Here is a 26,003-nt window from a genome sequence, read left to right on the forward strand (position 1 = left end):
GCAAGGCTCACATGCGGGTGCACCATTGGCAATGGCGGGGCCACCGCGCTTGAACCGTTGCGGCGAATGGTTAGTTTTGGGAGATGGCGAATCGCCTCGTTTCGCCCTTCCTCAAGACAGATATGGCCACTTTCACCCCGCATCAGGATGCCGCTCTGAAGGCCGTCGGCGACTGGCTCAAGGCCAAGCCGGGCCGTAACGGCACGCCGCCGGTGTTCCGCCTGTTCGGCTTTGCCGGCACCGGCAAGACCACGCTGGCGCGGCACATCGCCGAGGGCGTCGATGGCGAGGTGAAATTCGCCGCCTTCACCGGCAAGGCGGCCCTCGTCATGCGCAACAAGGGCTGCGACGACGCCTCGACCATCCACTCCCTGATCTACCGCGCCCGCGAATCCGGCGAGGAGCAGCCGAGCTTCGAATTATGGGACGATGCGCCGGCCTCGAAGGCGAAGCTGATCGTGATCGACGAATGTTCGATGGTCGATGCCGAATTGGGGCGCGACCTGATGTCGTTCGACTGCCCTCTCCTGGTGCTGGGCGATCCCGCGCAGCTGCCGCCGATCCAGGGCGGCGGCTTCTTCACCAACACCACACCGGACGCGATGCTGACCGAGGTGCACCGCCAGGCCCAGGACGATCCCATCGTGCGGATGTCGATGGACATCCGCGAGGGCCGCGAGCTCGACATCGGCCGCTACGGCGAGAGCGAGGTGGTGTCGCGGAAAGAGCTCGATCCCGATCGCGTCATGGGCGCCGACCAGGTCCTGGTCGGCCGCAACAACACGCGACGCGCCTACAACATGCGAGTGCGCCAGCGCCAGAACATCGAGGATCAGTTTCCGGTCGCTGGCGACAAGCTGGTGTGCCTGCGCAACAACCGCAAGAAGGGCCTGTTCAACGGCGGCCTGTGGCGGGTGAAGTCGCGCAACACCTCGCGCTCGAAATCACGCATTCTCAGCATGCGGCTGTCGCCGGACGAGGATTTCGGCCACAAGGTGACGAAGGTGTCGGTGCGCGCCGACTGCTTCGAGGGCGGCATCGAGCAGATCGCCTGGGAGCAGCGCAAGCCCTATGACGAGTTCGACTACGGCTACGTGCTGACCGTGCACAAGTCGCAGGGCTCGCAATGGGACGATGTCGTGCTCTTCGACGAGAGCTTTGCGTTTCAGGAGTCCCGGGCGCGGTGGCTCTATACCGGCATCACGCGCGCGGCGAAGCGGCTGAGCGTGGTGGTGTAGAACTCGCCAATCTCCGGGTGAGCGGCTTCACCGAGATGCATTCACTGCCCGCTAGGCTTCGCAATGTATCCCGTACGAAAACCGCAATGGAGTGGAGCGAATGACGGCGCGCGCAACAAAGCAGCATCCCGAAACCGATCTCGATAATCTCGCTGCGAGCCGCCGGGACTTCCTGAAATCGGCGAGCGCGGCAGCCGGTTCGCTCGCGCTGTCGATCACGGCTCCAGGGATTGCCCTTGCGGCGCCGGGCGCGTCGGTGCGAATCTCGAAGGAACGGCTCAATACGCTGGCGGCAAAATTCTATGCCGTCTTCAACGAAGGCAGTATTCTGCCGACGAGCTTTGCCGACAAGCATGCGGCGCGCCACGACGTCGAGCTGAGGCGGATCGTCACCTTCACCCGGATTCCGGAGACGGGCGAACGCGTCAAGGTCAGCGGCCTGCTTGCCGTCCCGGCGGGCGCGCGCGGCGCTCTTCCGGTCCTGTCATGGCAGCACGGCACGATCCTGTCGTTCGACCAGGTCCCCTCGAACCTGCTGCGGCTGGCCGATCAGACATATGAGCTGCGCGACAATGTCGATTCGATCGAGACCCTGTTCAACATCCAGCGCTTCGCCGGCAACGGCTATGCCGTCGTAGCGGCCGACTATGTCGGCAAGGGCCCCTATCGCAATGGTCGGAGCGAAGCCTATGCTGTGAAGGGCGCGACCGTGCAATGCTGCCTCGACATCCTGAAGGCGGGGCTGCTCGAACTGCGCAAGCTCGGTCTGCGCCAATCATCCCTGTTCCTGAACGGTTGGTCGCAAGGCGCCCTGAACACGCAATGGCTGAAACAGGAGTTGCAGCGCCGCGGCATCAAGGTGCGGGCGGCTGCGACAGAAAGTCCGTTCAACAATCTCGCCGAGAGCTTCCACTACTGGGCGAACCCGCGAGCCTATCTTCCAGCCTCGGAAAGCTCGTATCCGATGCCGCCGGCCTGGATCACGCCTTGCATGATCGTCCTGCTCGGCAGCTATCGCCGCTATTACGGGCTCAATGATCTGTTCAAGACCGCGGTTAAGCCGCAATATCAGGCCTTTGCGGAAAAGTACTGGTCCGACTACAACCTCGAGGGCGAGATCGCGAAGAGCATTCCTCCCGCCGGCGATTTCCTCGTCGATGGCTTCTTCGAGCGCTTCACCAACGACACGAACAGCAAGCTCATGCGCCAGCTGGGCGACAATGGCACGACGTTCTGGGACTACGATTCCCCGATCAAGTTCTACTACGGACTGGCCGACGAGGCCTTGCCGCCGCGCCTGGTGCAGCCGGCCGTCGTCGCCGGCGGGCACTTCGCCGGCGGCGTTCCGGTCACCGGCGCGAGCCACCGCGGAACCTTCCTGGCGAGCCTCTATGGTGGCGAAAGCACCGTTCTGAACGGATCTCCGACGACGTTCGACTGGTTCAATATGCTGGTGTGAGCGGGACGGTGCGCCGGCTGCCGGCGCCCTCACGGACTCGTGTCCGGCCGCCTGTAACAGCGGGGCGGGTCAGTCGTATCTTCGGCAGCGACAATGCCGGCGAGGCTATTCGCCCGGGCCGGCCCGCCTTAGACTGCCCACCCTTGCCAGAGGATCCGCCATGCGCCGACCTGCCCTCGACTTCCTGCTCGCCGCAACCACCGCCCTGACGCTGGCCCTTGCCGTACCGTCACGCGCCGCGGAGGAGGCGGTCGTGATCCCCGCTCCCGCGCTGGACGTGGCGCCCGCGAGCGGCATCCAGACCGCCGTGGTCGCCGGCGGCTGCTTCTGGGGCGTGCAGGGCGTCTTCCAGCACACCGCAGGTGTCGTCAACGCGGTCTCCGGCTATGCCGGCGGCACCAAGGCGACCGCCGACTACCAGACCGTCTCGAGCGGGCGCACCGGCCACGCGGAGTCGGTCGAGATCAAATACGACCCGAAGAAGATTTCCTACGGCAAGATCCTCCAGATCTACTTCTCGGTGGTGCACGACCCGACCCAGCTCAACCGCCAGGGGCCCGACGTCGGCCCGCAATATCGCTCGGCCATCTTCACCGCCTCGGACGAGCAGAAGAAGGTGGCGGAGGCCTATATCGCCCAGCTCAACGCCGCCCGCGTCTTCAACAAGCCGATCGTGACCAAGGTCGGCGCGCTGGAGGCATTCTACCCGGCGGAAGCCTATCACCAGGATTATCTGACGCTGCACCCGAACCAGCCTTACATCGCCTACAACGACATCCCGAAGGTCGAGAACCTGAAAAAGCTGTTCGCGGATAACTACATTGAGAAGCCGACGCTGGTGAACGCCAGCAAGGCCACCAACTGATCGAGATCACGAAAGAAACGGGAGACCCATGCCCGACACCAAAACGAAGATCACGGACGACAAGGTCATCAAGAGCGAAGAGCAGTGGCGGCGCGAACTGACGCCGATGCAGTACGCCGTGCTGCGCGAGAAGGCGACCGAGCGTCCCTTCTCGGGCGAGTATGAGCACGACGAGCGCGCCGGCACCTATGTCTGCGCCGGCTGCGGCAATGTGCTGTTCTCTTCCGACGCCAAGTTCGATTCCGGCTGTGGCTGGCCGAGCTTCACCCAGCCCGCGGCGGAGAGCCATATCGACGAGGAGCGGGATACTAGTCACGGCATGATCCGCACCGAGGTGCTCTGCGCCAAGTGCAGCGGTCATCTCGGCCACGTCTTCCCCGACGGTCCCGGGCCGACCGGCCTGCGCTACTGCATCAACTCGGCGGCGCTGAAGCTCGAGCCCAAATAAGCTTGCCTGCTGCCGGGTTCCCCCGTGGAACCCGGCAGCGCGATGTGCTTTTCTCCTCTGGCGGTGCGGCCGATCAACGCATTCGGCGGCCGCCAGGGAGGATGCCATGACGCTTGGGACCATCCTGATCATCCTGGTGATCATCTATCTGCTCGGCGGCCTGTCCGGCCGGTTCGGCGGCTACGGCTATGGTCTGGGCCATTCCGGCATGGGCATCGGCGGGGTCGTGCTGGTGGTGCTGATCGTGCTGCTGCTTCTTGGCAAGATGTAAATCATTTAAGCCATTGAAATAATTCGCGTTATTTCGGTTGCGGAGCTGCCATGCGCGGATTCATCATCTCGCGTCGCAGGGGTCGCATTTCTGTCAAATCGGCCTATATTAGAGGGCGAGAATGACATGTGGCGGGCCCGCTTGGCGGCTCCTGCCCTCCCCAACCCCACGCGCTTAAAGCCCCAGAGAAGATCACGAGGTCTTTGACCATGCGTCCACTGCGTCCGTTCAACTTCAACACCTCCGCCGAACTCTTTCCCGCCGCGATCCGCAAGAAGAAGCGCGCAGGCTTCACCTATCGCCGGTTCGGCACCGCGGCCGAGGCCGTGCAGTTCGCGATGGAGCAGTTGCCGACGGATTCGCTGAACGGCGCCTATCTCCAGGTCGAGGAAGCCCGCTTCGACCAGAACGGCATCCGCTCACTCTATGAGAGCGAAGCCTTCCCGCTGCCCCGTCGGCCCAAGCCCGCGCCGGCCGCTGAAACCGACGCCGACGCGGCGTAAGCCTTTCGCAAGCCTCCGATGTGCGCAGAAGGCGCGTTGGCCGAAAGGTCGTCGTGCCTTTTGTGTTTTGGGGACTTTCTCGCCCGCTTTCTCTCACCCGTCATTGCGCAATGACGGCTTTGATAAATCCGGAGCACCGTCGATCAGATGGATTTGCCGCGAGCGCGCTACATCCGCGGCTGCTTTTCCAGCCAGCGGCGCAGGAGCCGCACGTTGCGCATGTTGGCGCGGAACATCACGTCGAAGGCGTCGCCCGCGAACGGGACCAGGCCGACCACGCCGTCGAGCGCGACATTGCCGAGCATCCGCGCGGTGATGTACCAGGGCGCCCCCAGCGCGCGGGCCTCGCGCACAAGCCACAGCGAGATGGCCGTGGTGATGATGTCGCCGACGACGGGGATCAGGCCGATCAGCCCGTCGATGCCGTAGCGGATGTTGGTGCCGGGCAGGATGAAGGCGACGTCGAGCAGCCTTGCGATCGCATCGAGACGTGCGATCCGCTGCTCGCGCGTCAGATTGCCGAACGGGCCCGCTTGCCCGAACTCGAAGCGAAACTCGCGAAATCCCTGCTCCAGGCTTTCGGGCCTGATCTCGTGGCCTTCCTGGTCGATGATCGGCCCGCGAGCTTCAGGAGCCGCCGAGGAACTCGCGCGCGAGCCGCCCCCGGAACGGGATTTGCGCGGAGCAAGGATATCGTCCTCGGACATCATCATGGCCTTCAGTGAACGCGCCAGCGCGGCGGAGGTTGCCGCCGCGATCGAACGCCGCGCGTCAGGTCGGCGCCGCCGCTGCTTGCGGCTCCTCGACATAGCGATGCACGAGCCAGGACGAAATCACCGCCGGCACGAACCCGACGAGGCCATACAGGATGAACTGCACCGCGCCCGAATCCGGCCCGCGCGAGCTGTAGGTGAGCGACGCCAGGACGAAGGCGAACAGGCCGACCAGGAGCATCCGCAAGCCCGGACCGATCCGGCGGATGTGGATCAGGATGTCGTCGAGTGCGCCGATCATCAGGGACGGCAAGAAGCCGAACAGATAGCTGTATTGCAGGGTCTTGAAGAACACCGCGAACAGCTTGCCGACCTCGCCGATATTGGTCTGGGCCCAATAGCCGGACTGGTAGGTCGTCGTCAGCAGCAGCAGGAACCCGCCGACGAATGGGCCGACCAGCGCAAATACCAGATAGCGTTTCATCAAATGCCCTCACACTTCGCCGGTGTTATAGCAGCGCAACGGGAACCTTGAACAGCGGGCGCCGGACTCCGGCCGAGGGGAACAAGTGGCAAGGCGACGAGTTCATGCTGGACCTGAATTTAGCCCTGGCAGATTGGAGCCGCCGATGGCCCGTCAATTCGTTCTGGCGACAATCACGCTGGCAGCCTTGAGCACTCTCTCGAGCGCCCCCGCTTTCGCCCAAGGCCATATGGGCACGCCCAAGGAGCAGAAGGCCTGCTCGCGGGATGCCTCGCGCTTCTGCCGCAAGGAGCTCGGCAACGACATGGCCGTGCAGGGTTGTCTCCAGGCCAACCGCGCCAAGCTGTCGCGCGCTTGCAGCAAGGTCTTTGAGAGCCACGGCATGTGAGGATCGGAACCCATCCCCCGCGAACGGAGAGTGATGCCATGTTGCGCGACGAACAACTCTCGATCCTGCGGGACATCAGCCAATCCGTTGCGTTTGCCGACGACCGGCAGGGCAAGGTCGGGCAACTGATCGCCGACGGCTACGTGATGAAGGACGGCGATCTGTTCGAGCTCACGGCCAAGGGCGTCAGCGCCGTCGAGGAACACGCCGCCGCCCTCGGCTTGAGCGATCCGGAACAAGCGAGCGCATCCTCCAATCGGCAGATCTGATTGCGCGCGACGTGACTCGCGCGCAACAATTGCGAATTCCTTTGCGCTGACCATTGCAGCCGCGTGCCAATGGCGCATACTTCGCTCGGGCGGCGCAGCACTTTCGATTCGAGCATCAAGAGATCGAGCGACCACATGCGGGACCAGAGTTCCCGGCGTGAAGGCTGTGACGTACGGCAGATCAAGCCGCGTGCGGCGCCCCAAAAACCAAGTGGCTCAAGCCCTAGGGAAATCGGGGACCCATCCGCATGACACGCCATCAGACGATCGCTTCGCTCTTCGCTTTCGCCGTCACCGGCCTCGCACTCCAGACCTCGCCCGGCCTCGCCTTCTCGTCCGAAGCACAGCAGATGTGCTCAGGCGACGCGATGCGGCTGTGCTCCAGTGAGATCCCTGACATCCCACGGATCACCGCCTGCATGGTGCGGAACAAGTCGCAGGTCAGCCCCGGCTGCCGTGCCGTGATGGACCGCGAGCACGCCGCCGCGGCGGCATCGCGCAAGCGGGAAGCGGCGGCGCGGTAGTCCAGACTATCCGCAGCGTCATGGCCGGGCCTCGCCCCGGCCATCCGCGTCTCGTCCCGACGTACAAAGAACGTGGATGCCCGGGGACAAGCCCGGGCACGACGATCTCTCTGTCTGGAGAAGTGCCTAATCGCCCCACTGCGCGAAGGCGTCGTTGAAGGCGCGCTCGCCGGGGGCGCCCTTCTCGATGGCGATGATGGCGCGGCGCTGGTTGGCGTAGACCAGGGGCACGTCGAACCAGGAACGCTCCTTCAGGAGTTGGACGTTGCGGGCGCGGTCGGCGTCGACATTGGAGAGGCCGACCAGGAAGAAGCCGTCGGTGACCTTGACCGCGAGGCCTGCGAGCGGCGTGCCACGCGCCTGCTCGTTCGACTTCATCAGGATGCCCGGCACGTTGGAGACGCTGCCGCCCGGAAAATCCGGCGGCAGGATGAAGGTCAGCTCCGCGGTGTGGCTCGCCGGCAGCGAGGAGTCGGTGTTGCGGCGGAACGACATCGTCATCTTGAACTTGCGGTCGGGGATCTCGATGTCGGCGCGCACGGCGACGTCGGCCTTCTGGTTGCCGGACGCCTTGATCGGCTCGAGCCGCCACACCACCGAGCCGACATATTGCTTGCCCTTGGGGTCGGAGGGATCCTCGTCATAGAGCACGACCTTCTGCGCCACCGGCGCGACAGGCTGGTCGCTGGCCGAGGGCTGGCCGACACGATCCGGAATCTTCGGCTTGCTCTGCGGCTGCGCCGGGCTCGGCGTCTCCGCGACCTGAGTCGCGGACGGTTTGAGAAAGCCGTTGACGATCTGAACGGCCTGCTTGCCCCAAAGGATGCCGGCGCCGACCAGGATCAGCACGATGCCGACGGCGATCGCGCTTTTGAACGGAAATGCCGAGCCAGTGCGGACGCGCTTCTTGGCCTCGGGCGCGACGCGCGGACGCGGCGACGGCGGCGCGTAGCGCTCGGCCTCCTCGATCGCTTCGTCGTAGGAATAGGGCGCCTCGGACTCGCCGGCGCGGTTCTCCAGGCTCGGCTCCAGCCGGTCGAATTCCGGCGAGGGCGACGGCACGTTGGCATAGGTGCGGCGCGCGGCGCGGCTGGCCTGCGCGGCAGCGCCGCCGAGATCATTGGCATCGGCCGTGATGTCGCGGAAGCCGCGCACGCCCGGTGCCGGCGGCGGCGGGGGTCCTATGTCGGGCGGACGGCGCGCGCCGGCGCGATCGCGCCCGGCGGGCGGCGGCTCCGGCGGCAGGACGGACGGTCCCGGCGGGCGCGGGGCGTCGAAACGGGGCGCGCGCGGTGGACGCGCGGCGTCGCCCTGGTCATCGACGCTGATTGACGGACGGTCGGCCCGCGGCGGCGTCGGGGCCGGTCGCGTCCGCGGCGGAGCCGGCTGAGATGCGGGAGCGTTGGGTTCGGCGGCGCGGGTGCTGGCCCGGCGAAAAGCATCGCCGCTGCTGCCGGAGCGGACGCCGCCACCGGGGCGCGAGGCCTCGCGGGCGCGCTGAGCAGCCTCCGATTCGACCTTGCGGACAGCCTCTTCGAGCGACAGCCGTTCGCGCGTGATCTCGGATTCGGAGAGCGGCGGCTGCACGCTGCGCAGCTGCGCGATCAGCGCCGTGCGCGCCCGCTCATAGAGCGCGCGTCGGCTTTCGCCGGGAGCGTTGGGGTCCAGGGCGGCAATAGCACGGGCGATCAGCGGATAGTAATCAGCCATTTCTACTCAACTATACGCGCGTCCCGGTAAGATATCGTTAAGCCTCGAACGGATTTTGCACGAGGATAGTATCTTCGCGTTCGGGGCTGGTGGAAAGCAGCGCGACCGGGCACCCCACCAATTCCTCGATCCGGCGGACATATTTGATGGCCTGGGCCGGCAGGTCGGCCCAGGACCGCGCACTGGCGGTCGGCTCCTTCCAGCCCTCGATGGTCTCATAGATCGGCTCGACCCGGGCCTGGGCGCCCTCGCCGGCCGGAAAATGGTCGATCTCCTTGCCGTCGAGCCTGTAGCCGGTACAGACCTCGATCGAATCGAAGCCGTCGAGGATATCGAGCTTGGTCAGCGCGAGGCCGTTGATGCCGCAGGTGCGAACCGCCTGGCGGACCAGCACGGCGTCGAACCAGCCGCAGCGGCGCGGACGGCCGGTATTGGTGCCGAACTCGCGACCGCGTTCGCCGATCTTGCGGCCGATCTCGTTGTCCTGCTCGGTCGGGAACGGACCCTGGCCGACGCGGGTCGTGTAGGCCTTGCACAGGCCGAGCACGTAGCCGACCGCGCCCGGCCCGAGGCCGGCGCCGGTCGCGGCCTGCGCCGCCACCGTGTTGGACGAGGTGACATAGGGATAAGTGCCGTGGTCGACGTCGAGCAGCGCCCCTTGCGCGCCCTCGAACAGCATGCGCTTGCCCTCGCGCCGCTTGATGTCGAGCAGCCGCCAGACCGTCTCGGCATAGGGCAGCAGTTCTGGCGCCAGCGCGCTCAGCTCCTTCAGGATTATCTTGCCGTCGAACTCCGGCAGGTTGAGGCCGCGGCGCAGGGCGTTGTGGTGGGCCAGCAGCCGGTCGATCTTGTGCGGGAGCGTGTCGAGGTCGGCGAGGTCCATCAGGCGGATGGCGCGGCGGCCGACCTTGTCTTCATAGGCGGGCCCAATGCCGCGGCGCGTGGTGCCGATCGCGGTCGCCGCGCTGGCGGATTCCCGGTGCGCATCGAGTTCGCGATGCAGCGGCAGGATCAAGGTGACGTTTTCGGCGACACGCAGGTTGTCGGGGCTGACATCGACTCCCTGCGACCTGAGCTTCGCGACCTCGTCGAGGAAGGCGGCGGGATCGAACACCACGCCGTTGCCGATCACCGACAGCTTGCCTTCGCGCAGCACGCCGGAGGGCAGCAGTGCGAGCTTGTAAGTCTTGCCGTTGATCACCAGCGTGTGGCCGGCGTTATGGCCGCCCTGGAAGCGGACGACGATATCCGCCTGCTCCGACAACCAGTCGACGATCTTGCCCTTCCCTTCGTCGCCCCATTGGGCGCCGACGACGACAACATTGGCCATGCGCGGGTAATCCTTCGAAGATTTCTCTGTAAGTGGCACGATCCGAACGGAAAACCGGGACCCACTTTTCCGGGATCATGCCTGCGCCCAGCCCAATTCCCGGCCGAGGCCGTTCGCACGCGAGGCAGCCCAACCGGATAAAGGAAGCAGCCTCTCTAGGCAAGCAAGAACGGGGCTTTTTTCAGGCCCAGCGTGCACTCCAAGCCTTTGATATCCCCGGAAAATCCAGAAACCATCCAGGCCGGCGCAATGGCTTCGACCAAAGCGTGAGAGGCCGCCTTCACCGCTGCATGGTCGCGATGCATCCGCCCCCCATTGATGCAACCTCGATTTCCGTGTCTTTGGACAATGCCGGGTGATCAGCCGGCCCGGGTCTCGCCGGGCCGGAGGCCTTGGCGCACTCCACGCGGGGCCCCAACAACCACAATGTCCGCCACCGGCCACACCAGGAGCGCGGAGACATCCGGTCACAGCTGGATCGCCAACCAGCCTTATCTGCTGCTCAGCATCACCGCGCTGTGCTGGGCCGGCAACGCCATTGTCGGACGGCTCGCCGCCGGACACATTCCGCCGGTCACGCTGTCGTTCCTGCGCTGGTTCTTCGCCTTCCTGCTGGTGCTGCCGTTTGCCTGGAAGCACCTCGTGCAGGACTGGCCGGCCATCCGCGGCAAGCTCGGCCTGATGGTCACGCTCTCTGTCACCGGCATCGGTGCCTTCAACACGCTGCAATATTGGGCGCTGGAGCATACCCAGGCGCTCAATACGCTGCTGCTCCAGTCGGCCGCGCCGCTGCTCGTGGCGCTGTGGTCGCTGGTCATTCTCGGCATCCGGCTCACCGCGGCGCAGGCCCTCGGTGTGCTGCTGTCGATGTGCGGCGTGCTGATCATCCTGCTGCATGGCGACTTCACCACGCTGTCGAACATCGATTTCAACAAGGGCGACCTGATCTTCCTCCTCGCACTCTTGATCTTCGCGCTCTATTCGGTGCTGACGCTGAAGCGTCCGCCGATGCACGGCCTCTCGTTCCTCGCCTTCACCTTCGGCTGCGGCGCCGCCTGTCTCATTCCGCTGGAGATATGGGAACTGTCCGCGCGTCCGGTCATGAAGCTCGACGGACCGAACCTGCTGACCCTGTTCTACGTCGCCGTCTTCCCCTCGGCGCTCGCCTATCTCTGCTTCAATCGTGGCGTGCGCCTGATCGGCGCCAACCGCGCCGCGCCGTTTTTCCACGTCGTGCCGGTGTTCGGTTCGATCATGGCGATGGCGTTCCTCGGTGAGCACCCGCAGGCGTTCCACTTCATCGGATTTGCATTGGTGCTCGCGGGCGTGTTCGCGGCGTCGCGGAAGCAGGCGGCATAGGCGCCGCTCCTTCTAAATACGCAGGTGCCTCTTACCCTCCCCTGGAGGGTCCTCCAGGGGAGGGTAAGAAGGAACAAGCGCTATTTGACCTTGAACTTGCTGTAGGCCTCGCTTGTCGCGATGATGACGTGCTCGGCGCAGCCGTTGACGCGATGCGGGTCGGCCTGCGTCTCGTAAGCCTCAGATGTCATCATGTCGAGGAAGGCCGCGACTGTCGGGTAATAGACGAGCGCGACGAAGTCCCAATTGTTGCCGTCACGCGAACCGAGCGCGATGGCTTTGGCTTCACCGGTCCAGAGCAGCGTGCCGCCGCGCGCCCTGATCATCGGCACGGTGATCGCGCTGTAGCGCAGATACGCGTCCCAGCCGGACCCGTCGCCGTCGCGCGAGCGCGCATGGAAACGCATCAGGTTCAGCATCACCACCGGCGCCTGCGGATCGAGTTGCTCCAGGCCCTCAACGTTCAACATATTGACCGCCAATGGCACCTCCTCGGGTCGTGTCTGCATTGTAGCATTGCGGCCCTGTGACTTGTGTCACAACGACAATCCGGCGCAAGCTTCCATGCAACGCCAATGACGACCGCCTCGCCCGCGCCACCGGCCTCGAATCCGGCCAGTTGGCTCAACAACCAGCCTTATCTGCTGCTCAGCCTGACCTCGCTGTTCTGGGCCGGCAACATCGTGCTCGCACGCCATGTCGGCGCACATGTGCCGCCGCTGACGGTGACGACGATCCGCTGGTACGGCGTGTTCCTGATCCTGTTGCCGTTCGCCTGGCCACATCTGAAGCGCGACTGGCCTGCCCTGCGCAAGAGCCTGCCGCTGATGCTGTTCCTGTCGCTGGTCGGCTTTGCCTTCAACAACGCGATCTCGTACTGGGCGATGCAATACACCGAGGCGCTGAACGCGCTCCTGATCCAGTCGGCGGGTCCCCTATTCGTGGCGTTGTGGTCGCTGGTGCTGTTCGGCGTGCGGCTGACGGGCGCGCAGCTCGGCGGCATCGCGATCTCGCTTCTCGGCGTGCTGATCATCATCCTCCGCGGCGATCTCTCCGCGCTCAAGAGCATCAGCTTCAACAGGGGCGACATGATGTTCGCCTCGTCGCTGGTGGCGTTCGGCATCTACTCCGCCTTCATCCCGCGGCGGCCGAGGATCCATCAGCTCTCCTTCCTGTCCTTCACCACCTGCTGCGGCGCGACGATGCTGCTGCCGACGGCGATGTGGGAGGCCGCAAGCGGCCGCGTGCTGCAGTTCGACCTGATGACGCTGGCGACGCTGGGCTACATCCTGATCTTTCCCTCCACCCTCGCCTACCTCTTCTTCAATCGCGGCGTGGCGCTGATCGGGCCGAACCGGGCGGCACCGTTCTTCCATCTGGTGCCGGTGTTCGGCTCGGCGATGGCGATCCTGCTGCTGGGCGAAAAGCTGCAAGCGTTCCACCTGATCGGCTACGCGCTGGTGCTCGCCGGCGTCGTGATCGCATCGCGGCAGGGCTCGGCGGTGAAGTAATTCCGTAGCGCGGTCATTGGGCTCTCGTGTCCCGGACAAGATGCAGCGGGCAAGCGGTGCATCGCAGAGCCGGCAACTGTTATGTTGATGGTGCGATTTTATAGGGTTTTCGGTCGCGCAGCATTGCGTTGAGGATGGTCAGCAGCTTCCTTGCGACAGCAATGAGGGCGAGCTTTGCTGGTTTGCCGGCCAGACGGAGCCGGTCATAGAAGATTTTGAAGTGATCGGCGCGACGAACGGCGTTGAGAGCAGCCATGTAGAGGGCGTCGCGGACGCGCTTTCGTCCGCCGCCGATCTTGCGCTTGCCACGATAAGCCCCGCTATCGACATTGAAGGGAGCCAGGCCGGCAAGAGCGGCCACCTCCTTTGGCCCGAGACGCCCAAGTTCGGGCATCTGGGTGAGGAGTTGCATGCAAGCGACGGGTCCCACGCCGGGCACCGAGCGCATCAACTGTGCATCATTGGCAAGCTCCGGTTCGGCTTTGACGAGCGCATGAATCTCAGTGTCGATTTCGGCGATCTCATCATTGAGGACCTCGATGAGGCGAGCGATGCGTTCCACCATGGCGCGGTCCTCGGCTTCGCTGCGGCGGTTCTTTTCCTGGGCCCTCATGGCAACCAGTTGGTCCCGCCGTTTTGCAAGCCTTGCCAAAGTGTTGCGAGCAGGCGTCGCGGCCTGCTCGGTGGCGGGCTTCATGGCGCGGGCAAAGGCCGCCAGCATCCGCGCATCGATCGGATCGGTCTTGGCGAGCTGGCCGCTGGCGCGGGCAAAGTCGCGGGCACGGGCCGGATTGATCCGGGCAAAGCGGATGCCGGCCCGATGCAGGGCCTCCCGAAGCTCGAGGTCATAGACCCCCGTAGCCTCGAAGACGATCAGCGCATCACATCGCCAACGCGCCACCAGCTGTGTGATGGCCTGTGGCGCGTTGGCGATGCGTTCCGCTACGCCGATGGCCTCATCGAAAATATCAAGGTGATGTTTGGAGATGTCGATCCCGACGCAACGAGAGGATATGATCACGGTGCCTGTCCCTGTGATGCGAGGTCTGTTGACGCAGCCTCGTGCAACTGTTCAGGTTGATAGATGGAACGGGCGGGAGACCGAGCCGGCTCACGGCGTCAAGCGCCAAGGACCCAACGGCTTCCCGCCCACCATCATCATGCCAGACTTCCCAGACACAGGGACCCAGTGTGCCGCGGCGTGGGCCCCGGTTCAGCAGTGCATCACGCCGCGAAGACCGGCCTGCTGCACTGCGCCCCGGGGCGCGAAACTCACGTCTTCCGATTTTGACCAAGAGAAGCTAGGTTCCCCGCCAACGAAAAGAGGGAACGACCAAATATGATTTCAGCGTTGATTCGAAACCTGCGGACCGTCGGCGCCGCCGCACTTTGCCTCGCCGCAGCATCCACGGCTCAAGCCGACAACTATCCCAGCCGCAACATCACGCTGGTACTGCCGTTTGCGGCCGGCAGCGGCACCGACACCACGACGCGGCTGATCTCGCAGCACCTGTCGCAAGCGCTCGGCGTAGGCATCGTGATCGAGAACAAGGCCGGCGCCAACGGCATGCTCGCCGCAACCTATGTCGCGAAGGCTGCCCCCGACGGCTACACGCTGCTGGTGACGACCAACACCACGCATTCGGCCAATCCCTATCTGCTCAAGAGCCTCACTTACGATCCGGTCAAGGATTTCACCCCGATCGCGCGCACCGGCGACCTGCCGTTCATGCTGGTCGTCAATCCGGAGGTGCCGGCCAAGACCGTCGGCGAGCTCGTCGCGTACGGCAAGGCCAATCCGGGCAAGCTGAGCTACGCCTCGGGCTCGTCCTCGGCGATCGTCTCGGGGGCGACCTTCGCGCACAATGCCGGCCTCGACCTCCTCCACGTGCCCTACAAGAGCTCGCCGCCGGCCCTCAACGACGTCATGGGCGGTCGCGTTTCGATGATGTTCGTCGACATCCTGACCGGGCTGCCCCACGTCAACGGCAACGCGCTGCGCGCGCTCGCCGTCACCACCAAGAACCGCTCGCCGCTGGTGCCGCACCTGCCCTCGATGCAGGAGGCCGGCGTGCCGGACTTCGACATCTCGTCCTGGCAGGGCTATTTCGGCCCCGCCGGCATGCCGAAGGAGATCGTGACCCGGCTCAACACCGAGATCAGGAAGATCGTCGAGAATCCGGAGATCAGGGCCAAGCTCGCCACGCTCGGCATGGACGCCTTCTCGGGCACGCCGGAAGAACTCCAGGCGTTCGTGAAGGATCAGCTCGTACTGTGGGAGAAGCTGATCACGAACGCGAAGATCGAGAGGCAGTAGGACGGTCTCGTAGGGAGGGCAAGCGAAGCGTGCCCACCGCGAGTGGCGCCGAACTCAAAATAAAGGTGGGCACGACGCTTCGCGTCTTTGCCCACCGTACGAGTTCAGCGCAAGAATTTACGCCGCCCGCACCTTGGCGAGGAAGCCATCGACGGCGGAGCGCAGCGCGCCGGACTGGTTGTCCAACTCGCGGGCGTTGGAGAGCACGTCGGTGGCCGCGCTGCCGGTCGCTTCCGCGGCCGAGGTGACGCTGCCGATATGGGCGTTGATTTCGCTCGAGCCGGCGGCGACCGATTGGATGTTGCGGGCGATCTCGCGGGTCGCCTCGCCCTGCTGCTCGATCGATGTGGAAATGCCCGCGGTGATCTCGCTCATCTCGGCGATCGTCTGGGTGATGCCGGAGATGGCGGCGACCGCGTCGCTGGTCGAGGTCTGCATCGCCGCGACCTGCGCCGAGATCTCCTCGGTCGCCTTCGCGGTCTGGTTGGCGAGCGCCTTGACCTCGGAGGCGACCACGGCGAAGCCGCGGCCGGACTCGCCGGCGCGGGCCGCCTCGATGGTGGCATTGAGCGCGAGCAGGTTGGTCTGCGCCGCAATCGAGTGGATCAGCTTGACGACCTCGCCGATCTTCTCGGCGCCCGAGGAGAGCACCTGAACGGTGGCGTTGGTACGCTCGGCGTCGTTGACGGCGCGGCTCGCCACCTCGGTCGAGCGCGTGACCTGGCGGGAGATTTCCGCAACCGAGCTCGACAGCTCTTCGGCGGCCGCCGCGACCGTGCCGACATTGCCGGAGGCCTTTTGCGAGGCAGCGCCGACCGTCGCCGCACGCGACGAGGCGTCGCTGGCGGTTGCAGTCATCGACTGCGCGGTCGTCTGCATTCCGGCCGCGGCCGAGGAGACCGAGCGGACGATACCGTTGACGCTGCGTTCGAAGTCGTTGGCGATCTCTTCCATCGCGCTACGACGTTCCGCCGCGGCACGATCCTTGGCATCGGCCTCGGCTCGCTCGATCTCGCGGATGCGAACCGCATTGTCCTTGAAGGTCTGCACGGTGGAAGCCATCGAGCCGACCTCATCGCCGCGACCGACGCCGGGGATGTCACCTTCGAGCTTGCCGTCGGCCAGCTCCCGCATCCGAGTGCCGAGCAGGGCGAGCGGAGCGCTGATGCTGCGGCCGATCAGCCAGGCGACACTGCCGGCGACGATGACGATGCCAAGCATGGCAAGGCTGAGCATCCAGTAGACCGGGCCCATCTTGGCATCGATGTCGTCGAGATAGGCGCCGGTGCCGAGATACATGTCGAAGCCGGGGACTGCGACGGCGTAACCGATCTTGCGGATGGGCGTCGGCTGACCAGGCTTTACGTATTCGTAGTACAGCAGGATCGACCCGTTCGCCTTGACGCCGTCCATCAGTTCGACGGATAGCTTGCGGCCGTTGGTCACGACATCCATGCGGTTAGCGCCGATCTGCTTGGGATCGGGCGCGAGCTGCGTGATGCCGTCGTAGGACGTACCGAACAGATAACCGGCGCCGTTGTCGTAGGTCATCGCGTTGCCGTAGCGGCGAAGCTCGGCCATCGCCGCGTCCTTGGTCAGCTCGCCGGCATCGACGCGCTTCTTCAGCGCGGCGGCATAGTTGCGCGCCAGCTCAACGATCGCCTTGGCCTGGTCGATGCGCGCATTCACCATCTCGCGCTTCATCAGATAACCGGCAAGGACCCCGGAGATGCACAGCCCCAACAAGGTGACACCGACAAGGATGCCGAGCTTGGGGGCGATCTTCAGATTGCTCAACTTCACGGGATGGCTCCGGCAAAAAAGGATACGGGCACGCGACAGATCGATCAAAATCGAATCAATTTTTAGGGGGGCAGCCCTTAGCAAGTTACTTACGTCCCTCCGTAGAAGCCCGGACCGCGCACGGAAAAACGGAAATATACCTGGCTCACGACAACCGGGAATTGTACGCACCCGCCCCGATTTCGCGTAAAAGACGCAAAGGCCCGCCACGAAGGCGGGTCACAACAAGAAACCAAATCGGGAGCATGACATGCCGAAATACAGGGTGGTGACGCCGAAGGGTGCGAGCTTCACCGTCGCGGGCAGCGATTATTCCTACGAGCGCGAGGCGCTCGATCCGATCGATGCCGAGATCGTCGAGGCGCCCGCCGACGAGGCCGGGTTCATCGCCGCCGCGAAAAACGCCGACGCCATCTACGCCAAGGGCATCCCGATCACCCAACCGATCATCGACGCGCTGGAGCGCTGCAAGGTCATCACGCTGGGCTCGGTCGGCGTCGACAGTGTCGACGTCAAGGCCGCCACCGCCCGCGGCATTCCGGTCACCAACATCCCCGACACCTTCATCGAGGAGGTCGCCGACCACGCCATGATGCTGCTGCTCGCCGGCTTCCGCCGCCTGGTCGAGCAGGACCGGATGGCACGAGACGGCCGCTGGGCCGAGGGCCGGCCGGCGCTGCTCAAGATCCCGAGGCTGATGGGCCAGACGCTCGGCTTCATCTCGTTCGGCCGCGTCGCGCGTGCGGTTGCGAAGCGCGCGGCGCCGTTCGGCCTGCGCATGATGGCCTACGATCCCTTCATCCAGGAAACGCTGATGTACGACCACGGCGTGATCCCGGCGACGCTGAACGAGGTGCTGTCGCAATCCGACTTCGTGTCGATGCACGCCCCGGCGAGGCCCGAGGTACATCACATGCTGACCGAGAAGCATTTTCGGCAGATGAAGAAGGGTTCGATCTTCATCAACACCGGGCGCGGCGCCACCGTGGACGAGGAGAGCCTGATCAAGGCATTGCAAGAGGGTTGGATCGCGCACGCCGCCCTCGACGTGCTGGAGAAGGAACCGCCCTCGCACAACAATCCGCTGCTCGGCATGGAGAACGTGACCCTGACAGCCCATGTCGCCTCGGCCTCGGCACGGTTCGACGAGGCGCGCAAGCGCCGCGTGGGCTACGAATTGTCACTGGTGCTCCAGGGCATGTGGCCGGTAAGCTGCGTCAATCCGTCGGTGCTGCAGAACACCGCGCTCCGCCGCTGGCAGCCCGTCAGCATGGACCGCGGCCCAAACAGCTAGGCGGCCGGCGTAGAAGCGCCGACGACCGAAACGGCCCTTCACCGGCGATCAACGCCGGGAAGGGAACATCATAGGGAGGTACTGATGAGGAACGACATCACACGTCGTGATGCCTTGGCGCTGGGCCTGTCCGCTGCAACCCTTGCTGCTACCGGTGCTGCAGCGCAAACATCCAAAATCAAGGCTGCCGATGTTCCGGCACCCAAGCGCGAGATCGAGAAGGGCGCGTCCCTGCGCATGCTGCGCCCCGTGCGCTTCGTCCAGGCGGATGAGGACGTGTTCCGCGCCAATGCTGCAAAATTCACCAAGGAGACCGGGGTCGAGGTCAAGGTCGACTTCGTCGGCTGGGAAGACATCAACCAGCAGACCGCGGTGACTGCCAATTCCGGCGCCGGCCCCGACATCATCATCGGCTTCTCCGATGCGCCGCACATCTACATCGACAAGCTGATCGAGCTGACCGACGTCGCCGATTATGTTGGCAAGAAATATGGCGGCTGGCTGCCGCTGGCGCAGCGCTATGGCAAGAAAAACAAGAGCGACGCCTGGATCGGACTACCGTTCGGCGCCACCGCGGGGCCTCTCATCTACCGCAAATCCATCCTGCAATCGGTCGGCTTCGACAAGGTGCCGGAAGACCATGCCGGAATCGTCGACCTGTGCCAGAAGCTGCACAAGGCCGGCAAGCCGGCCGGCTTCGCGCTCGGCAACGCCAAGGGCGACGGCAACGGCTTCGCCAACTGGGCGCTGTGGTCGCACAACGGATCCCTGCTCGACGAAGAGGGCAACGTCGTCATCAACAGCAAGGAGACCATCGCGGCGCTGAACTGGGTGAAGCAGCTGTACCCAACCTTCATCGCCGGCACGCCGTCCTGGAATGACGTCAGCAATAACCGCGCCTACTCTTCGCAGGAAATCTCGCTGACTGCGAACGGCGTATCGCTGTACTTCTCGCTAAAGAACGACCCTGCGACCAAGGCGATCGCAGAAGACAGCGAGCATCAGCTGCTGCCCAAGGGCCTTGCGAAGATCTCGCCCATGGCGGGCCTGACGCTGAACGCCATGCTGTTCAAGCACAGCCAGTATCCCAACGCGGCAAAGGCCTTCCTGCAATATATGCTGGAAAAGGACCAGTACGAGCCGTGGCTCAACGCCAACTCCGGCTACTGGTCCCAGCCGCTGGCCGCCTATGCCGAGGCCGCCGTGTGGTCGCAGGATCCCAAGGTGAAGCTGTTCAAGGACACGATGAACAGCACCTATTACGACGGCTACAAGGGCCCGATCTCGACGGCGACGGGTGCCGTCAGCGCCGACTACGTGCTGATCCAGATGTTCTCGTCCGTCGCGACCGGCACGGCCACGCCAGAGGCCGCCGCCGCCGAAGCCGAGCAGCGCTGCAAGCGGTACTTCCGGCGGCAGAACCGGTGAGAAGCAAGCACGACGGACGTCATTGCGCCGAGCATTGACAAACCGTTATTCCGGGATGGTGCGCAAGCACCAGACTTCGGGTGCGCAATTGCGCACCGGGAAATCTCGAGATTCCGGGTTCGATGCTGCGCATCGCCCCGGAATGACCTTGAAGCCCTGAAAAGACAAAGGTCCGATGTCCGTAACCACTCTTTCAACGCACAGCGTCGCGGCCCGGCAGCCGAACTGGCTGGTGCGGTTGTTCGACTATAAGCCATTCCTGATCGTGATGTGTCTCGCGCCCGCGATCGGGCTGCTCTCGGTGTTCCTGACCTATCCGCTCGGGCTCGGCATCTGGCTCGCTTTCACCGACACCACGATCGGCCGGCGTGGCATCTACGTCGGCCTGGAGAACTTCCAGTACCTGCTCACCGACTCCCTGTGGTGGAACGCGGTGTTCTACAGCGTCCTCTACACGGCCGTCGCGACCTTCGGGAAGTTCGCCCTCGGCTTCTGGCTCGCGCTGCTGCTCAACAACCATTTTCCGTTCAAGAGCGTGCTGCGTGCGATCATCCTGCTGCCCTGGATCGTGCCGACCGTGCTCTCGGCGCTCGCTTTCTGGTGGATCTACGATCCGCAATTCTCGATCATCTCCTACCTGCTGGTCGACGTGCTGCATTGGCGCGACAGCAATGTCGACTTCCTCGGTTCGCCCTGGCCGGCCCGCTTCTCGTTGATCGCCGCCAATATCTGGCGCGGCATTCCGTTCGTCGCGATCTCGCTGCTCGCGGGCCTGCAGACCATCTCGCCCTCGCTGTACGAGGCGGCGATGCTCGACGGCGCCAGCGCCTGGCAGCGCTTCCGCTACATCACCTTCCCGATGATGATGCCGATCCTCGCCATCGTCATGACCTTCTCGATCATCTTCACCTTCACCGACTTCCAGCTCGTCTACGCCATCACACGCGGTGGGCCCGGCAACTCGACCCACCTGCTGGCAACGCTTGCCTTCCAGCGCGGCATCGCCGGCGGAGAGCTCGGCGAAGGTGCGGCGATCGCGGTGTCGATGATCCCGTTCCTGGTGTTCGCGACGCTGTTCTCCTATTTCGGTTTGGCCCGCCGCAAATGGCAGCAGGGAGAAAGCAATGACTGATAGTGTCGCCCAACCGGCCGTCGCCGACGCGAAGGCGGCGCCCGATACCATGGCCTGGGATTCCGGGCTGCGGCGGCTGATGATGATCTACCTGCCGCTCGGCTGCTTCGTGCTCATCCTGCTGTTCCCGTTCTACTGGATGGCGATCACGTCGTTCAAGCCGAACGCGGAGCTGATGAACTACAAGGAGCACAATCCGTTCTGGATCTCCTCGCCGACATTGGCGCACATCAAGCACCTGCTGTTCAACACCGCCTATCCGCACTGGCTGTGGACGACGATGCTGGTGGCGATCGGCTCGACCACGCTGTCGCTGATCGCGAGCACGCTGGCCGCCTATGCCATCGAACGGCTGCGCTTCCGCGGCAGTCCTTATGTCGGCCTCGGCATCTATCTCGCCTATCTGGTGCCGCCGTCGATCCTGTTCATTCCGCTTGCCACCGTCGTGGTGCAGTTCGGCCTGTTCGACTCACCGCTTGCCCTGATCCTGGTCTACCCGACCTTCCTGGTGCCGTTCTGCACCTGGCTCCTGATCGGCTATTTCAAGTCGATCCCCTACGAGCTCGAGGAATGCGCGCTGGTCGACGGTGCCACACGGTTGCAGATCCTGCGGCGGATCACGCTGCCGCTCGCGGTGCCCGGGCTGATCTCGGCCGGCATCTTCTCCTTCACGCTGTCCTGGAACGAGTTCATCTACGCGCTCGCCTTCATCCAGAGCGGCGCCAACAAGACCGTGCCGGTCGCGATCCTGACCGAGCTCGTCACCGGCGACGTCTACCAGTGGGGCGCACTGATGGCGGGATCGCTGCTCGGCTCGCTGCCGGTCGCGATCTTCTACTCGCTGTTCGTGGATTACTACGTGTCCTCGCTGACCGGTGCGGTGAAGGAGTAGACAGCGGTTTCGCAAGCGATCGTGCGATCGTGATAGACCGCTTCACGCTTTCGGTCCCACCTGCCACGCAGAAGACGACGTCGATCGCTGGCGCCGTCGATGATCGCGCGAAAGCGAGCATTGCATGGCATCGCCAAAACTCAATTCGTTATCCCGACGCGGCTTCTGCTTGTGTTGCGTCGGTGGCGCAACGTTCGCGACCACCGCGGGTTGGCTCACGCCGCGTCAGGCCTATGCCGAGGCCCGAGGCATCGTCAGCTTGATCAAGGACAGCGCTGCAGCAGCGCCTATCACGACTTACAAGCTGCGCAACGACGTCAGCGTGCTCGAGGGGTCCGGAGGCAACATCGCCGTCCTGACCGGGCCAGACGGCAAGGTGCTTGTCGATGCCGGAATCGGCGTGTCGCGGCCGCAGCTCAGCAAGGCGCTGGCCGAACTCGGTGGCGAGCCGGTCACGCATCTGATCAACACGCACTGGCACTTCGACCATGCCGACGGCAATGAGTGGCTGCATGCGGCGGGCGCGAAGATCGTAGCCCACGAGAACACGCGCAAGCATCTTTCCGGCATTCAGCGGGTCGAGGACTGGGACTACAATTTCCTCCCCGCTCCCGCCGGTGCCCTACCGGCCGAGGTCTTCGCCAAGGAGCACAAGCTGAAGCTCAACGGCGCATCGATCTTGCTAAAGCACTACGGACCCGCACACACCGATAGCGACATTTCCGTCTGGTTGGCGGAGGCCAATATCCTGCATGCGGGCGATACCTACTGGAACGGCATCTATCCCTTCATCGACTATTCCACTGGCGGCAGCATCGATGGCATGATCTCGGCATCTGACGCCAATCTCGCCGCGACCAAGAGCGATACCATCATCATTCCTGGTCACGGCAAGCCCGTCAGCAATAAAGCCGAACTCCAGGAATTCCGCGACATGCTGGTTGCCATCCGCGACAATGTCGGCAACCTCAAGAAGCAGGGCAAGACCCGGGACGAGGCTGTTGCCGCCAAGCCGACCGCAGCGTTCGACGCGAAATGGGGGCAGTTCGTCGTAGATCCCGGCTATTTCACCAGGCTGGTCTACGAAGGCGTGTGACGCGCCGCGGGCGGCTGCGGCGTTTGGCCCGGCTTCACAAAACTGCAATGCACCGTCCCCATAAGCGTTGCGTCCGCCAACAGGAGACGCACATGCGCGCGACTTTTCTCAGCACCGTCGCAATGATCATTCTCACCGCCAGTTCTGCGCTGGCGCAGAGCGAAGGCGAATTCCCGGCCAAGCTCGCCGGCCACGTGGTGATGCCAGCCAGCTCGTTCATCGATGTGCCGGCTGACGCACCCGCCGATCTCAAGACCGCAGGCAAATACACCACCGGCAAGCGGGTCGACGCGCTTGGCACCGTCATGGGCAAGTCCTACGAGCGACCGACGGGCGTGTCGCTGCCGTTCAAGGGCCAGCCGCTCCAGGGGCATTCGGGCATCAAGACCATGCCCGACGGCAGCTTCTGGGTCATCACTGACAATGGCATGGGTGCGCGCGCCAACTCGCCGGACTCGATGCTGTACCTGAACCGCTACAAGATGGATTGGGCGAGCGGCAAGATCGAGCGACAGGAAACCATCTTCCTGCACGATCCCGACAAGAAGGTGCCCTTCCGCATCGTGCATGAGGATACCCGGAAGCGCTATCTCACCGGCTCCGATTTCGACACCGAAGGCTTCCAGATCGTCGGGGACTCTTTCTGGATCGGCGACGAGTTCGGCCCCTATATCCTGAAGGCCGACAAGTCGGGCAAGATCCTCGGCGTGTTCGACACGGTTGCCGACGGCAAGCCGGTGCGTTCGCCGGACAATTGGGCCGTCGCGACGCCCGGTGCGCCGGGCGCGACCTACACCAATGTCAATCTCCGCCGCTCCAAGGGCTATGAGGGCTTCGCCGCGTCCAAAGACGGCAAGTTCCTCTACGGCCTGCTCGAAGGACCGCTGTGGGATGCCGAGAAGAAGGACTGGGAGAAGGTCGACGGCAAGGAAGCCGCCCGCATCCTCGAATTCGACGTCGCCGCGGAGAAGTTCACCGGCCGCTACTGGCAGTATGTGTTCGAGCAGAACGGCAACGCCATCGGCGACTTCAACACGATCGATCAGGCCTCCGGCCTCGTCATCGAGCGCGACAACGGCGAAGGCACGGCGGACAAGGCCTGCCCGCAAGGCACCCGCGGCGAGAGCTGCTTCCCTGACCTCGCCAAGTTCAAGCGCGTCTACAAGATCGAGCTGACCGACGCCAATGTCGGCAAGCCCGTGCGCAAGATCGGCTATATCGACCTGATGAAGATCAGGGATCCCGACAAGAAGGCGAAGAAGCCGCTCAACGACGGCGTCTACACCTTCCCGTTCTTCACCATCGAGAACGTCGATCGCGTCGACGAGACCCACATCATCGTCGGCAACGACAACAACCTGCCGTTCTCCTCCAGCCGCGACCCCAACAAGGCCGACGACAACGAGTTCGTACTGCTCGAGGTCGCGGATTTCCTGAAGGCGAAGTAGGACGAGTTCTCTCCTCTCCCTCTCCCCGCTTGCGGGGAGAGGGTTGGAAATGACAGCGGCCTCATCCTCCGTCATTGCGAGCGCAGCGAAGCAATCCAGAATCTTTTCGACGGAGACAGTCTGGATTGCTTCGCTGCGCTCGCAATGACGAGGATAGAACTTCAGTCCCTCACGCTCAATGAGGTCGCGCGAAGCCAACCCCTCGCACCCTTTGCACGTCAGACCGTCGATGGGTGTGAGCGAGCATCCTCACCTCACCGTGAACTCCACCGGGATCGAAAAGCTCATCGAACCGTTCTTGATCTCGTCTGGGATCGGCGGGAACGGCGAGGCTTGGCGGATCATCGCCATGGCCTGGGCGTCGAAGACGGCGACGCCTGACGAGCCGCCGAGGCGGCTGGACGTGACTTGCCCGCTGCGGCTGAGGGTGAAGCTCAGCCTCGCGACGCCGCGCTGGTCGCCCCCACCTGACGGATATTGGTGGAAGCGCATCAGATGCGCGCGGACGCGTTGATTGTAGGATGCAATCACGGAGGCCATCGCACCCGCATTCATGGCAGATGCCATCGGCGCATCGCGCTCGGCGCGCGGCGGCGCGCTGGTGCGGGGGGCGGGCGTCGCTTCCGACGGCCTCTTCGCCTCGCGGCGAACCGCCTTCGGCTTCACTGGGGCGGGCCTTTCGACCGGCACCATCTTCGCCGGCTCGGGCTTGGCCGGCGTCGGCTCCAGCTTCTGCTCCGGTGGGGCGACGACGTCCGGCTTCTCCTGCGGCGGCGTCGGCGCGACGGTGTCGTCGACCGCCTGCTGCTGTACGGGTTCCGGCGGCGAGGCGTCGGCCTCTTGCATCACCGGTCCTGGGGCGGCGTCGTCCTGCGTCGGCTGCGGCGCCGAAGTCACCGGGGCCATGTCGATCAAGATCGCCGGCAGGCTGACGCCCTGTTCGGGCTGCGACCTGAGCCAGCTCGTCGCAAGCAGCGCGGCAGCCACATGCAACACCACGATCACGGCCGCCGAGACACCCCAGCGCGCGCCGTCGCGTTCGCAGAGCGGCTCGTGCAGGGCAAACGCGTTCGCGGCCATCAGCTGCGTCCGTCGAGGCCGACCAGAGCGACCTTGAGATAGCCGGCATTGCGCAAGGTGTTCATCACCTCCATCAAGTCGCCATAGGAGACGGCCTTGTCGGCGCGCAGATAGATGCGCTCGTCCTTGCGGCCCTTGGTGGCGGCGGCAAGCGAGCTGCCGAGCGCCTCGCGGCCCACGAGTTCCTCACCCACCGCGATCGAAAGATCCGGCTTGACGGTGACGAACACTGGCTTGTCGGGTCGCGGTGCCGGCTCGGCCGCCGTCGCGGGCAGATCGACGCCGATGTCGACCGTGGCAAGCGGGGCCGCCACCATGAAGATGATCAGCAGCACCAGCATCACGTCGATGAACGGCGTGACGTTGATCTCGTGAGTGACGTCGAGATCGCTGGCGTCGCTACGCGAGCCGAGCTTCGATGCGCCGAGCTTCGCGGCCATG

The 26,003-nt window shown here is 64.5% G+C and carries 28 protein-coding genes; 18 read left to right on the plus strand and 10 right to left on the minus strand.

Translation table 11 applies throughout. The annotated features are described in order from the left end of the window. Positions 1–122 precede the first annotated feature (122 nt). From ABIG06_RS05320 to ABIG06_RS05345, 6 genes are all read left to right on the plus strand, one after another. Positions 123–1,238: an ATP-dependent DNA helicase gene (locus ABIG06_RS05320; RefSeq protein WP_370134804.1), complete on the plus strand. Its 1,116-nt coding sequence runs from the start codon at positions 123–125 to the stop codon at positions 1,236–1,238. A 100-nt stretch (positions 1,239–1,338) separates the two neighbouring features. Beyond that, positions 1,339–2,697: a twin-arginine translocation signal domain-containing protein gene (locus ABIG06_RS05325; protein ID WP_370134808.1), complete on the plus strand. Its 1,359-nt coding sequence runs from the start codon at positions 1,339–1,341 to the stop codon at positions 2,695–2,697. 160 nt (positions 2,698–2,857) lie between these two features. Beyond that, on the plus strand, positions 2,858–3,562 hold the full coding sequence (gene msrA / locus ABIG06_RS05330; RefSeq protein WP_370134811.1) for a peptide-methionine (S)-S-oxide reductase MsrA: 705 nt from the start codon (positions 2,858–2,860) through the stop codon (positions 3,560–3,562). Positions 3,563–3,590: 28 nt separating this feature from the next. Next, entirely contained in the window at positions 3,591–4,010 is a 420-nt protein-coding gene (gene msrB, locus ABIG06_RS05335) for a peptide-methionine (R)-S-oxide reductase MsrB (RefSeq protein ID WP_124162896.1), read from the plus strand. A gap of 106 nt (positions 4,011–4,116) precedes the next feature. After that, positions 4,117–4,281: a DUF3309 family protein gene (locus tag ABIG06_RS05340; protein WP_035677634.1), complete on the plus strand. Its 165-nt coding sequence runs from the start codon at positions 4,117–4,119 to the stop codon at positions 4,279–4,281. Between the two features lie 209 nt (positions 4,282–4,490). Beyond that, positions 4,491–4,784: a hypothetical protein gene (locus tag ABIG06_RS05345; protein ID WP_027560969.1), complete on the plus strand. Its 294-nt coding sequence runs from the start codon at positions 4,491–4,493 to the stop codon at positions 4,782–4,784. Positions 4,785–4,951: 167 nt separating this feature from the next. Here the strand turns inward: ABIG06_RS05345 and ABIG06_RS05350 are convergent, their stop codons facing one another. Together ABIG06_RS05350 and ABIG06_RS05355 are read right to left on the minus strand one after the other, a co-directional pair. After that, positions 4,952–5,497, minus strand: a complete 546-nt coding sequence (locus ABIG06_RS05350; protein ID WP_370140797.1) for a DUF4112 domain-containing protein — start codon at positions 5,495–5,497, stop codon at positions 4,952–4,954. A gap of 58 nt (positions 5,498–5,555) precedes the next feature. Then, positions 5,556–5,981: a DUF5413 family protein gene (locus ABIG06_RS05355; RefSeq protein ID WP_124162894.1), complete on the minus strand. Its 426-nt coding sequence runs from the start codon at positions 5,979–5,981 to the stop codon at positions 5,556–5,558. 145 nt (positions 5,982–6,126) lie between these two features. Here ABIG06_RS05355 and ABIG06_RS05360 point away from each other — a divergent pair, with 145 nt between their 5' ends. The 3 genes from ABIG06_RS05360 to ABIG06_RS05370 all read left to right on the plus strand — a co-directional run bounded on the left by ABIG06_RS05360 (position 6,127) and on the right by ABIG06_RS05370 (position 7,162). Beyond that, on the plus strand, positions 6,127–6,369 hold the full coding sequence (locus ABIG06_RS05360; protein WP_370134814.1) for a hypothetical protein: 243 nt from the start codon (positions 6,127–6,129) through the stop codon (positions 6,367–6,369). 38 nt (positions 6,370–6,407) lie between these two features. After that, entirely contained in the window at positions 6,408–6,638 is a 231-nt protein-coding gene (locus ABIG06_RS05365) for a hypothetical protein (RefSeq protein WP_370134817.1), read from the plus strand. 248 nt (positions 6,639–6,886) lie between these two features. Then, a complete protein-coding gene (locus tag ABIG06_RS05370) occupies positions 6,887–7,162 on the plus strand; it encodes a hypothetical protein (RefSeq protein WP_245454621.1) in 276 nt (91 codons plus the stop codon). A gap of 126 nt (positions 7,163–7,288) precedes the next feature. Here the strand turns inward: ABIG06_RS05370 and ABIG06_RS05375 are convergent, their stop codons facing one another. From ABIG06_RS05375 to ABIG06_RS05385, 3 genes are all read right to left on the minus strand, one after another. Continuing rightward, positions 7,289–8,872, minus strand: coding sequence for a hypothetical protein (locus ABIG06_RS05375; protein ID WP_124162891.1), 1,584 nt, complete (start codon positions 8,870–8,872; stop codon positions 7,289–7,291). Between the two features lie 37 nt (positions 8,873–8,909). After that, entirely contained in the window at positions 8,910–10,202 is a 1,293-nt protein-coding gene (locus tag ABIG06_RS05380) for an adenylosuccinate synthase (RefSeq protein ID WP_124162890.1), read from the minus strand. Positions 10,203–10,357: 155 nt separating this feature from the next. Further along, the gene (locus tag ABIG06_RS05385) at positions 10,358–10,507 is read right to left on the minus strand and encodes a hypothetical protein (RefSeq protein WP_370134820.1); all 150 of its coding nucleotides are present in this window, start codon (positions 10,505–10,507) and stop codon (positions 10,358–10,360) included. Positions 10,508–10,628: 121 nt separating this feature from the next. Here ABIG06_RS05385 and ABIG06_RS05390 point away from each other — a divergent pair, with 121 nt between their 5' ends. Beyond that, positions 10,629–11,561: a DMT family transporter gene (locus ABIG06_RS05390; RefSeq protein WP_124162889.1), complete on the plus strand. Its 933-nt coding sequence runs from the start codon at positions 10,629–10,631 to the stop codon at positions 11,559–11,561. An 80-nt stretch (positions 11,562–11,641) separates the two neighbouring features. Here ABIG06_RS05390 and ABIG06_RS05395 read toward each other — a convergent pair whose 3' ends face one another. After that, on the minus strand, positions 11,642–12,031 hold the full coding sequence (locus ABIG06_RS05395) for a DUF1330 domain-containing protein (protein WP_199752158.1): 390 nt from the start codon (positions 12,029–12,031) through the stop codon (positions 11,642–11,644). 105 nt (positions 12,032–12,136) lie between these two features. On the opposite strand from ABIG06_RS05395, the gene ABIG06_RS05400 reads away from it, so the two are divergent. Further along, positions 12,137–13,072, plus strand: coding sequence for a DMT family transporter (locus tag ABIG06_RS05400; protein ID WP_370134824.1), 936 nt, complete (start codon positions 12,137–12,139; stop codon positions 13,070–13,072). 79 nt (positions 13,073–13,151) lie between these two features. Here the strand turns inward: ABIG06_RS05400 and ABIG06_RS05405 are convergent, their stop codons facing one another. Next, a complete protein-coding gene (locus ABIG06_RS05405; RefSeq protein ID WP_370134307.1) occupies positions 13,152–14,093 on the minus strand; it encodes an IS110 family transposase in 942 nt (313 codons plus the stop codon). A gap of 318 nt (positions 14,094–14,411) precedes the next feature. On the opposite strand from ABIG06_RS05405, the gene ABIG06_RS05410 reads away from it, so the two are divergent. Further along, a complete protein-coding gene (locus tag ABIG06_RS05410; protein WP_370134827.1) occupies positions 14,412–15,389 on the plus strand; it encodes a Bug family tripartite tricarboxylate transporter substrate binding protein in 978 nt (325 codons plus the stop codon). A gap of 117 nt (positions 15,390–15,506) precedes the next feature. Here ABIG06_RS05410 and ABIG06_RS05415 read toward each other — a convergent pair whose 3' ends face one another. Then, complete coding sequence (locus ABIG06_RS05415; RefSeq protein ID WP_370134829.1) at positions 15,507–17,192, minus strand: methyl-accepting chemotaxis protein; 1,686 nt, start codon at positions 17,190–17,192, stop codon at positions 15,507–15,509. A 250-nt stretch (positions 17,193–17,442) separates the two neighbouring features. On the opposite strand from ABIG06_RS05415, the gene ABIG06_RS05420 reads away from it, so the two are divergent. From ABIG06_RS05420 to ABIG06_RS05445, 6 genes are all read left to right on the plus strand, one after another. Further along, the gene (locus ABIG06_RS05420) at positions 17,443–18,486 is read left to right on the plus strand and encodes a C-terminal binding protein (RefSeq protein WP_370134832.1); all 1,044 of its coding nucleotides are present in this window, start codon (positions 17,443–17,445) and stop codon (positions 18,484–18,486) included. A gap of 84 nt (positions 18,487–18,570) precedes the next feature. Continuing rightward, complete coding sequence (locus ABIG06_RS05425) at positions 18,571–19,914, plus strand: ABC transporter substrate-binding protein (protein ID WP_370134835.1); 1,344 nt, start codon at positions 18,571–18,573, stop codon at positions 19,912–19,914. Positions 19,915–20,089: 175 nt separating this feature from the next. Further along, a complete protein-coding gene (locus tag ABIG06_RS05430; RefSeq protein WP_370134838.1) occupies positions 20,090–21,046 on the plus strand; it encodes a carbohydrate ABC transporter permease in 957 nt (318 codons plus the stop codon). Then, complete coding sequence (locus ABIG06_RS05435; RefSeq protein ID WP_370134841.1) at positions 21,039–21,938, plus strand: carbohydrate ABC transporter permease; 900 nt, start codon at positions 21,039–21,041, stop codon at positions 21,936–21,938. Before ABIG06_RS05430 ends, ABIG06_RS05435 begins: the two co-directional genes overlap by 8 nt. A gap of 124 nt (positions 21,939–22,062) precedes the next feature. Further along, positions 22,063–23,034, plus strand: a complete 972-nt coding sequence (locus tag ABIG06_RS05440) for an MBL fold metallo-hydrolase (RefSeq protein WP_124162881.1) — start codon at positions 22,063–22,065, stop codon at positions 23,032–23,034. 92 nt (positions 23,035–23,126) lie between these two features. After that, on the plus strand, positions 23,127–24,482 hold the full coding sequence (locus ABIG06_RS05445) for an esterase-like activity of phytase family protein (protein ID WP_370134844.1): 1,356 nt from the start codon (positions 23,127–23,129) through the stop codon (positions 24,480–24,482). Between the two features lie 249 nt (positions 24,483–24,731). Here the strand turns inward: ABIG06_RS05445 and ABIG06_RS05450 are convergent, their stop codons facing one another. Together ABIG06_RS05450 and exbD are read right to left on the minus strand one after the other, a co-directional pair. After that, the gene (locus ABIG06_RS05450; protein ID WP_370134846.1) at positions 24,732–25,562 is read right to left on the minus strand and encodes a TonB family protein; all 831 of its coding nucleotides are present in this window, start codon (positions 25,560–25,562) and stop codon (positions 24,732–24,734) included. After that, on the minus strand, positions 25,562–26,002 hold the full coding sequence (gene exbD, locus ABIG06_RS05455; protein ID WP_370134849.1) for a TonB system transport protein ExbD: 441 nt from the start codon (positions 26,000–26,002) through the stop codon (positions 25,562–25,564). The genes ABIG06_RS05450 and exbD overlap by 1 nt, the downstream gene beginning before the upstream one ends. Between the last annotated feature and the right edge of the window lies 1 nt (position 26,003).

The organism is Bradyrhizobium sp. USDA 326 (assembly GCF_049739485.1).
In the GTDB taxonomy this organism is placed as follows: Bacteria; Pseudomonadota; Alphaproteobacteria; order Rhizobiales; family Xanthobacteraceae; genus Bradyrhizobium.